Origin of the sequence: Paracoccus sp. PARArs4, from assembly GCF_947311865.1 — a bacterium.
Lineage (GTDB): Bacteria > Pseudomonadota > Alphaproteobacteria > Rhodobacterales > Rhodobacteraceae > Paracoccus > Paracoccus zeaxanthinifaciens.
The window spans coordinates 38,977-47,490 of record NZ_CAMZMW010000022.1 but is presented as its reverse complement, the minus strand read 5'-3'; the positions used below and the strand labels follow the sequence as shown (position 1 = coordinate 47,490).

The 8,514-nt window shown below is 59.4% G+C and carries 6 protein-coding genes; 5 read left to right on the top strand and 1 reads right to left on the bottom strand.

The features are described 5' to 3' along the window. The 5 genes from QMZ16_RS15030 to QMZ16_RS15010 all read left to right on the top strand — a co-directional run. A partial coding sequence (locus QMZ16_RS15030; RefSeq protein WP_282603832.1) for a DNA methyltransferase occupies positions 1-2,252 on the top strand: 2,252 nt, incomplete at its 5' end. Between the two features lie 459 nt (positions 2,253-2,711). Then, the gene (locus tag QMZ16_RS15025) at positions 2,712-4,754 is read left to right on the top strand and encodes a DEAD/DEAH box helicase (RefSeq protein ID WP_282603831.1); all 2,043 of its coding nucleotides are present in this window, start codon (positions 2,712-2,714) and stop codon (positions 4,752-4,754) included. After that, positions 4,747-5,928 carry a GIY-YIG nuclease family protein gene (locus QMZ16_RS15020; protein ID WP_282603830.1) on the top strand — a complete coding sequence of 394 codons (1,182 nt, stop codon included), beginning with the start codon at positions 4,747-4,749 and terminating at the stop codon, positions 5,926-5,928. Before QMZ16_RS15025 ends, QMZ16_RS15020 begins: the two co-directional genes overlap by 8 nt. Positions 5,929-6,310: 382 nt before the next feature. After that, the gene (locus QMZ16_RS15015) at positions 6,311-6,724 is read left to right on the top strand and encodes a hypothetical protein (protein ID WP_282603829.1); all 414 of its coding nucleotides are present in this window, start codon (positions 6,311-6,313) and stop codon (positions 6,722-6,724) included. Positions 6,725-6,944: 220 nt separating this feature from the next. Then, complete coding sequence (locus QMZ16_RS15010; protein ID WP_282603828.1) at positions 6,945-8,024, top strand: Hint domain-containing protein; 1,080 nt, start codon at positions 6,945-6,947, stop codon at positions 8,022-8,024. A gap of 41 nt (positions 8,025-8,065) precedes the next feature. Here QMZ16_RS15010 and QMZ16_RS15005 read toward each other — a convergent pair whose 3' ends face one another. After that, the gene (locus tag QMZ16_RS15005) at positions 8,066-8,416 is read right to left on the bottom strand and encodes a hypothetical protein (protein ID WP_282603827.1); all 351 of its coding nucleotides are present in this window, start codon (positions 8,414-8,416) and stop codon (positions 8,066-8,068) included. Positions 8,417-8,514: the final 98 nt, after the last annotated feature.

Below are 8,514 nucleotides of genomic sequence, written 5' to 3'. Positions count from 1 at the left end.
GAACGGCCGCAACCGCGCCATCTGCTCATCGCTCAGCCAGAAAAGATTGCTCATCATGCCCCCATCAGTTCGGGAGCATGAATCACGCCGGCAAGGTGGTCGCAACCCGATTAATGGGTCCTGACCCTAACGCGCATGAGGTCATCAGCGAGATTTTCCGTGCGATGAACGTGCCGCTACCGGACCGCGCCAGCGCAAACCTGCCCCGCTGGGCCGATGCCTTCCCCTATGTGAATGGCGGCCTGTTCTCTGGCTCGACCGAGGTGCCGCGCTTCTCGAAGATCGCGCAGCGTTACCTCAGCCATATCGGCGGGCTGGACTGGACCAAGATCAACCCCGACATCTTCGGCTCGATGATCCAGGCGGTCGCGGATGAGGGCGAACGCTCTGTCCTCGGAATGCACTACACCTCTGTGCCGAACATCCTGAAGGTGCTGAACCCGCTCTTCCTCGATGACCTGAACGCGGCGCTGGAGGATGCGGGCGACAATGCCCGCAAACTGCTGAACCTGAGGAACCGCATCGCCAAGATCCGGGTATTCGATCCGGCCTGCGGGTCGGGCAACTTTCTTGTCATCGCTTACAAGCAACTCCGCGCGATCGAAGCCGAGATCAATCGTCGCCGGGGCGAGGCCGATCGCAAGACGGACATCCCCCTGACCAACTTCCGCGGCATCGAGATCCGGGATTTCTCGGCCGAAATCGCCCGTCTGGCGCTGATCATCGCGGAATACCAGTGCGACGTTACCTATCGCGGTCAGAAGGAAGCGCTGGCCGAGTTCCTGCCCTTGGACAGCCAGAACTGGATCACCTGCGGCAACGCGCTGCGGATGGACTGGCTGTCAATCTGTCCGCCCACGGGGACGGGCGTGAAGGTGAAGGCGGATGACCTGTTTCAGACGCCGCTGGATCAGGCCCAAATCGACTTCGAGAATGAAGGCGGAGAGACGTATATTTGTGGGAACCCACCTTATTTAGGATCCACTTGGCAGAGCGAAGAGCAGAAGGTAGATTTGCAGCGCATCTTTGACGGGCGCACCAAGAGTTGGAAGTCTCTGGATTATGTCGCTGGTTGGTTCATGAAGGCCGCTGATTATGGCCTTCACACTTCGACTGGTTCGGCCTTTGTGTCCACCAACTCCATTTGTCAGGGGCAGCAGGTGCCGATCCTTTGGCCGCTAGTATTTGAGACTGGGCACGAGATTTCCTTTGCCCATACCTCGTTCAAATGGGCCAACCTTGCCAGCCACAACGCAGGCGTGACGGTGGCGATTGTTGGCATCTCCAACCATGCGGGGCATGGGCGAAAGCTCTATGCGCTTGATAGTGAGGGTAAGACGGTGCTGAAAGAGGGCGATAATATCAACGCTTATCTGGTCGCCGCGCCAAACGTCGTTGTGCAGAAATCAACAAAGCCGCTGACGGGGGTTGCAGAAATGAGTTTCGGCAACAAACCTGTTGATGGCGGCAACCTTTTGATGAGCTCCGACGAGGTTGCAGCCCTCGGTCTTACCCCAAATCAACACAATCGCTTCATTCGGCGCATTTATGGCTCGGCTGAGTTCATTCGCGGGCAGGAGCGGTATTGCCTCTGGGTTGAAGATCAGCTCCTTGCCGAAGCCATGCAAATCGCGTCTGTCAAAGCCCGCATTGAAGGCGTGCGGACCATGCGCCTTGCCAGCCGTGACAAAGGCGCCAACGAGATGGGCAAGCGAGCTCATCAAATGCGTGAAATGAACATCGGCACCAAGCAAACGATCGCCATGCCCTGTGTGTCATCCGAAAATCGCGGATACCTTCCGGCTGGCTTGATCGACAATCGGTCAACTGTCACTAACCTGTGTTTCGCCCTCTACGATGCACCTCTTTGGAACCTGTCTCTGCTTCTTTCCAAACTACACCTGATCTGGATCGCTACAGTTTGCGGAAAAATGAAGACAGACTTCCGGTATTCCAACACCATGGGCTGGAACACCTTCCCCGTCCCTAAGCTGACCGAGAAAAATCGCGAAGACCTGACCCGCTGCGCCGAAGACATCCTTCTGGCGCGCGAGGCGCATTTCCCGGCCACCATCGCGGACCTCTACGACCCTGAAAAGATGCCAGCCAACCTCCGCGCGGCCCATGACCGCAATGACGAGACCCTGGAACGCATCTACATCGGCCGCCGCTTCAAGAACGACACCGAACGCCTCGAAAAGCTCTTCGACATGTACACCAAGATGACAACGAAGGTTCCGGCTAATGGTTAGACGCCGTGGTCACTCTCGGACCAGCGCCAAAGGCACTGTATTCAGGGTGCGAGAGCACAAGTTTCGCCCCGGCGCGTCCTCTGCAGAATACAAGTTGCGATGGATAAACGGCAACGCTCATATCAACGGCTCCGTCACCTATCTGACGACTTGCCCGCAATGCAAAGGACCAGTGTTCTTCTACAGAAATGAAGCAGGTAGCAGGGTCTTTTTTGACCAGCTTGGAAAGCCATGGCCAAAACGTGGATGCGTCCATGGCATTCGAAAAATGGAGTTCATGCCGATAACATTGGCGACACCCGTTAAGTGTGCTCACCTCAAAGAAATGAATGATGGCGCACCGCCTTCTGAGGTCAGTCTCAACCTCGAACGACTAAAAAGTGCAGTTGCTAGCTATAATCAGGAACAGCGTCGCGCAGCGAAGAGGGCGCTGAAAGCCCGGAGCAGAAAGCCATCCAAATGACCAAGTCCGTCCCCTCTGTTTCCGTTTCCTATCCGGCCAATGGCAGCTCCACCAAGTCCAACGAGCTTGGTATGCGGACCATGCAGGAGCGCGCCTATGAAAAGCGGGGTGAGCAGTACCTGCTGATCAAGTCGCCGCCCGCCTCAGGGAAAAGCCGGGCGCTGATGTTCATCGCGCTCGACAAGCTGCACCATCAGGGTCTGAAGCAGGCCATCATCGTGGTGCCGGAGAAGTCGATTGGATCAAGCTTTGCTGATGAGCCGCTGTCGAAGTTCGGCTTCTGGGCCGACTGGACCGTCGCGCCGCGCTGGAACCTCTGCAATGCGCCAGGCGGCGACAGCGGCAAGGTCGGTACGGTCGGCAAGTTCCTGGGAGGCGACGACCAGATCCTCGTCTGCACCCACGCCACCTTTCGCTTTGCCGTCGACAAGTTCGGGATCGAGGCGTTCGATGACCGGCTGATCGCGGTCGACGAGTTCCACCACGTCTCTGCCAACCCCGACAACAAGCTTGGTGCGCATCTGGGCACCCTGATCGCGCGCGACAAGGTACATCTGGTCGCGATGACCGGATCGTATTTCCGTGGCGACACCGAGGCCGTTCTATCGCCCGAGGACGAGGCGCGGTTCGAACCGGTTCAATACACCTATTATGAGCAGCTCAGCGGCTATACCTACCTGAAGACGCTCGACATCGGGTATTTCTTCTACAGCGGTTCCTATGCCGACGAGCTGCTGAAGGTGCTCGATCCGACCGAGAAGACCATACTGCACATCCCGAACGTCAATTCGCGTGAAAGCACCAAGGACAAGCATCGGGAGGTCGAGCACATCATCGACGCCTTGGGTGATTGGCAGGGCACCGACCCGGCTACGGGCTTCCAGCTGGTGAAGCGCCCCGATGGCAGGGTGCTGCGGATCGCTGACCTGGTGGATGATGACCCGGCCAAGCGGGACAAGGTTTCCGCCTCGCTCAAGGACCCGAGCCAGAAGAACAACCGCGATCATGTGGACATCATCATCGCACTTGGGATGGCGAAGGAAGGCTTCGACTGGATGTGGTGCGAACATGCCCTGACCGTGGGCTATCGGTCGAGCCTGACGGAGATCGTTCAAATCATCGGTCGGGCCACGCGGGATGCGAAGGGCAAGACCCGCGCGCGCTTCACCAACCTGATCGCTGAACCGGATGCTTCGGAAGAGGCGGTACGTGAAGCCGTCAACGACACGCTGAAAGCCATCGCTGCGAGCTTGCTGATGGAGCAGGTGCTGACGCCCAAGTTCGAGTTCAAGCCGAAAACCCCTGCCAGTACGGCACAGGACGGCTTCGACTTTGGCGAGAACGGTTACGACGACAGCAAGTGCAACGTGGGCTTCAACGAGCAGAAGGGCACCTTCCAGATCGAGATCAAGGGCCTCACGCAGCCAAAGAGCACTGAAGCCAACCGCATCTGCGAGAACGACCTGAACGAGGTCATCACAGCCTTCGTGCAGGACAAGACCGCGATCGAGCGCGGGCTGTTCGATGAGGAAATGGTGCCGGAAGAGCTGACCCAGGTGAAGATGGGCAAGATCGTTCGCGACAAGTATCCCGATCTGGACGAGGCCGATCAGGAAGCGGTGCGTCAACACGCCATTGCCGCGATGAATTTCACGCAGCAAGCCAAGAAGACGCTGTTGGGGGATGGCGCTGATGCGCCGTCCAATACCGCCTTTGTCGATGGCGTTCGCCAGTTCGCCATGAGCGTCAAGGAGCTGGACATCGACCTGATCGACCGGATCAACCCGTTCAGCGAAGCCTATGCGATCCTCGCCAAGACCATGAGCGAAGAAAGCTTGAAAGAGGTGGCCGCGGTAATCGAGGCCAAGAAGATCAAGCTGTCCCCGGAGGAAGCCCGAGACCTTGCCAAGCGCGCTGTGAAGTTCAAGCAGGAGCGCGGGCGGCTGCCGTCATTGACCTCCACAGATGCCTGGGAGAAACGCATGGCCGAAGGCGTGGCCTTCCTCACGCGCATGAAGCAGGAGGCGATGAATGGCTGACATGTTCACCGATGAGGACGATGCCCTGCTGTCCGAGCTGGGGATCGAAGTCGAGAAGAAGAGGCAGGTTACGCGGACGCCCCGTGAGGAACGGATCATCGCTGGTTTCGAGGACGTCCAGAAATTCGTCGCCGAGCATGGACGCCTGCCTCGGCATTCCGAGGACGGTGATATTTTCGAGCGGTTATATGCCGTGCGTCTTCAACGGCTTCGGGAACTGCCGGAAGCCGCTGAGCTTCTTGCCGACCTGGACGCGGATGGCCTGCTTGCCGGAGCCGAGATGACGCCCGTTGCCGACGATCTGGATGACGATGCGTTGCTTGCCGCGCTTGGTGTCGAGGTTGAACCCTCCCCTATCACAGAGTTGAAGCATGTCCGTTCGAACGCCGAACGCAAGGAGGCCGAAGACATCGCAAACCGTCAGCGGTGCGAGGATTTCGAGACATTCCAACCGCTGTTCGAGAAGGTGCAGCGTGAACTGGATTCCGGGCAGCGCGAAACCCGCCCGTTTGAGCTAAAGGCCGAGATCCAGAAGGGTCGCTTCTTCATTGTGGAGGGGCAAAAAGCCTATGTTGCGGAGAGGGGCGAGGAAACCCTTACCGATCAAGGGCGGACTGATGCTCGTCTGCGCGTGATTTTCGACAACGGCACGGAAAGCAGAATGCTGATGCGTTCGCTTCAGCGGGCTTTGAACAAGGACGCAACCGGGCGAAGGATCACCGAGTCCGTCCCGGGGCCGTTGTTCGCGGACGCACCCGAAGAGGGCGATAGCACCACCGGCACGATCTATGTCCTGCGCAGCAAGTCGGATCATCCAATGGTGTCCGAGAACCGGGACCTGGTGCACAAGATCGGCGTGACGACTTTGGGCGTCGAGAAGCGAATTGCCGGAGCGCAGTTGCAACCGACCTTCCTGATGGCGCCGGTTGAGGTCGTGGCGACCTATGAGCTCTACAACATCAACCAGACTCGGCTTGAAAACCTGATCCATCGGATTTTCGGGACTGCACAGCTCGACATCGAAATTCCGGATCGGTTCGGCCGTCCCGTGATGCCCCAAGAGTGGTTCTTGGTGCCGCTGTTCGTCATCGACGAGGCTGTTCAGAAGATCAAAGACGGCACGATCACCAAGTTTCGTTATGACCCGGCGAAGGCCAGCCTCGTCTCCAGTTGAATATGAAGTTACCATAGCTTTGGAAGAGATTTGACGTTCGCCCCTTTTTGAGCGAGGTGATCCCCCCGTGCTTTCGGGGGCTTGGTCGTAGAGTTTACGCGGCCACTCTTAGTTTCTGGGCGGGCGTCATCCCGCCATTGCCCATGTTGGGGCGCTCGTTGTTGCAGGACCAAGCCCCCGCAAAACTGGCGGATTACCCACACGAGGCCACACTGGTCACTAGGTAGTGCCGCTATAGGGCCTTACCTAGGGGACGGTCTGTGTTGGTGGTCAGTGCCCAATCTTGACCGGGCATTGACCACTTGCGGACATTCAGTGCTACCCAGATTCCTCTGTCTTATCGTATCCTTTTACTCGACTCGGTATGAGTGTGGGGGGGGCCATGGGTGTTAGGATAGATGTAGCAGTCTCTGTCGCAGTGGCTGTGTTCTTAGCGCAACTTGCGGGGTCTGCTATAGAAAGACGTGCGCTTAACTCTGCTACGGAACATCAAACCAATGTTCAGTTGATTGAACTCGCAATCGGAATTTTATCGAAGCCAGTTGATGATGGCGAAGATCCATATCAGCTGAAGCTTGAAGATCCGTCTGAGAGGGCTCTTCGATCATGGGCTGTCAAAGTCATAAATGAGGCTTCTTCGGTGAAGTTTGACCAGGAAGCCCAAACCTTGCTCATCTCTGGCAACGTTTCCTTGCCTTGGGGGACTTGGAATGACAACAAGCTTGCTGAGTTGCTCGAAATGTATATGGGGCCTGGGACGACTCTTAAGGAAACCATAGAAGGTCCTGCAGAGTAATCCTTCTCATCCTCACCTCAAAGACGCCCCATGGCTTCTGCGCAGGGCGCAGAAGCCTCTTTGCGCGCTTCAGCGCGGGCACCCTCCTATAGCTAGAGAGCATGAAGCACGCCGCCAGTGGCGCCGCATGCCGATTAATGGGTCCTGAGCCTAGGTTAACGGGGATCGAACAGACGGGGCAGGTTGCCGACCGCTGTCAGATCCATGCAGGAGTTTTGCCGTGGCAAGCTTTTCGACCATCGTGCCTCTTTTCTCGTTCGGACAGTGGACCGGCGCATCGACCGTCAGCACGGTCGGCTATTCTGCCGGGACCAGCTTCACGCTGAACGAACCGGCATCGCTGTCGCTTCTGGTCGTGAACGACGATGACGGGCTGCCGGCGGATTCTCCGGACAACCTTTTCTCGGACGGCTTCCTCGACACGCCGGCCGACGGGTCCCCGCCTTCGACCGCGAACAACGACCAGCTGCTCGGCTCGCCGGTCACGCTGGACGGCATCACCTATCCGGCAGGCAGCCAGGTCGAGCTGGAATTTGCCTTCACCACCGTTTCGGGCGATCTTTTCTGGGTGATCCGAATCAACGGCACCAATGTCGGCATCAGCGGACCGGAGCTGCCGATCCCCGGCACGACTTATACGGTCGCCTCCAGCCTTGATTCGCAGCAGACCCCCTATTCGGCGATCCCCTGCTTCGTGACCGGCACCTTGATCGCGCCCCCCCGCGGACAGATCGCGGTCGAGGATCTGGCGGTGGGCGACCACGTGCTGAACCGCGACGGGGCCGCCTGCCCGATCCGCTGGATCGGCCGCCGCGATCTGCCCGAGGCCGAGATCGCCGCGGAGCCCAACCTGCGCCCGATCCGCATCGCGCGCGGCGCGCTTGGGCAGGGGCTGCCGTCGCAGGATCTGATGGTATCGCCGCAGCACCGCGTCCTGGTGCGGTCGGGGATCGCACGGCGGATGTTCGGAACCGACGAGGTGCTGGTCGCGGCCAAGTCGCTGGTCGGCCTGAAGGGGGTCGAAGTCTGCGCAGACGGCCCCGCGCCATCCTATGTCCATATCCTGTTCGACGACCACCAGATCATCCTGTCGAACGGAGCACCGACCGAAAGCCTATTCACCGGCGCCGAGGCATTGAAGGCGGTCGGCACCGCCGCGCGGGCCGAGATCCTGGCCCTGTTCCCGCAGCTTGCCGAGACCGGCTTCCAGCCGCTGCCCGCTGCGCCGATCCCCTCGGGCAGCCGCCAACGAGGGCTGATCGCGCGCCATATCCGGAACGGACGCCCCCTGCTGGGGTGAGGTCGCAGGACGGGGGCGGTCGCCGGACCGGCCCCCGTCGATCAAAGGCCCAGCCCCTCGGGCAGGCCCAGCATGATGTTCATGTTCTGCACGGCCGCACCCGAGGCGCCCTTGCCCAGGTTGTCGAGGACCGCCACGATCAGCGCACAGCCGCCATCCTCGTCGCCATGGACGCTGATGCGCATGCGGTTGGTGCCGTTCATGTCCTGCGGGTCGATGCGCGTGCCCAGGGTGTCGGCGCGCACGACCTGAACGAATTCCTGCCCGGCATAGTGATCGGCCAGCGCCTGGTGCAGCGCACCGATGCTGCGGTCGTCGTCCAGATGCAGCGGCAGCTGCACCGCCATGCCCTGCGCGAAGCTGCCGACCGAAGGTGCGAAGACTGACTGCATCAGCAGCCCGCCATGCGTCATGATCTCGGGGATGTGCTTGTGGCGCTGTCCTGACCCTAGACGGCGGATATTCATCCAGTCGACAGAAAACGGTCGTT

Coding starts and splice junctions, on each gene's coding strand:
- QMZ16_RS15025 (WP_282603831.1), top strand. CDS start 2,712: ATGACCAAGTCCGTCCCCTCTGTTTCCGTTTCCTATCCGGCCAATGGC.
- QMZ16_RS15020 (WP_282603830.1), top strand. CDS start 4,747: ATGGCTGACATGTTCACCGATGAGGACGATGCCCTGCTGTCCGAGCTG.
- QMZ16_RS15015 (WP_282603829.1), top strand. CDS start 6,311: ATGGGTGTTAGGATAGATGTAGCAGTCTCTGTCGCAGTGGCTGTGTTC.
- QMZ16_RS15005 (WP_282603827.1), bottom strand. CDS start 8,416: ATGCAGTCAGTCTTCGCACCTTCGGTCGGCAGCTTCGCGCAGGGCATG.